The sequence below is a fragment of the Streptomyces apricus genome, from assembly GCF_008369065.1.
GTDB lineage: Bacteria > Actinomycetota > Actinomycetes > Streptomycetales > Streptomycetaceae > Streptomyces > Streptomyces apricus.
Window position 1 is genome coordinate 1 of the sequence record NZ_VDFC01000260.1, and the last position, 870, is coordinate 870.

The following is an 870-nucleotide window of genomic DNA, read 5'->3' on the forward strand; positions in this document are numbered from 1 at the left end:
GTACGGGGCGGGGTCGGCGCCGTTCCCCGGTCCGGGCGGGCGTGCGGCACGGACGGCGGTACGGCGCAGGAGTGGGCCGAGGGCCCGCGGGAGGCCCGCGCCGGCCAGGAACGCGCCGCACGCGCGCGTGGCCGCGTTCCGCAGGGCCGGGGCCCGCCTCGGGCGCGGGTCCTCCTCGACGGCGGAGTCGACCAGGACGAGCCCGGCCGTCCGCTCCGGGTACAGCCGGGCGAACGCCTCGCAGTGGAAACCGGCGAGCGAGTGGCCGACCACGGTGACCGGGGTGCCCGCTCCGGCCCCGGCCGCGTCCAGCACGCGCGCGATGCGGTCCGCCTCGCCGGTGAGGGTGGGCCACGCGCGCGCGGGCGCGGGGCCGCTGAGTCCGAGACCGGGGCGGTCGAAGCGGACGACCGTGCGGTGCGGGGCGAGCAGCGCGACCACGGGGTCCCAGTCGAACCAGGCCATGCCGAGGCCGACGTCCAGGAGGCAGACGGGGGCCGTCCCGGAGCCGGGCCGGGGGCCGTCCACCCGGATGTGGTGCGGGACTCCGGCCAGGCGGACGAAGGCGACGGAGGTCATGGGCGGGGCCCGGTCCGGTGGAGGGTGGCGACCGGTGTGGCAACCAACGTGGCGAGCCAGAGCGCGACGACGCCGACCTGGAGGCGCTGGGCGGTGCCCAGGCCCCAGCCGGGGTGGCCCGCCTCCAGCGCGGCGATCGCGGCCAGCGTCCAGGCGGTGGCCGCCAGTTCCAGGACCAGGAGGGTGACGAGGGCCGCGCGGGTCGACGGGGACGCGGGTGCGTGGCGGCGGGCGGTGCGGGTGAGGGCCGCCATGGCGACCAGGACGCCGCACAGGGCGAGCGTGCTGCTC

General features: G+C 79.3%; 1 protein-coding gene and 1 pseudogene. Both read right to left on the reverse strand.

The window, feature by feature from the left end:
* Nucleotides 1-579, reverse strand: a 579-nt coding sequence (locus tag FGF04_RS39570) for an alpha/beta fold hydrolase (protein WP_149516213.1), incomplete at its 3' end; no start/stop codon positions are given.
* Nucleotides 576-870 (reverse strand): annotated as a pseudogene (locus tag FGF04_RS40565) (DUF998 domain-containing protein); the annotation flags it as partial. The pseudogene FGF04_RS40565 and the gene FGF04_RS39570, both read right to left, overlap by 4 nt.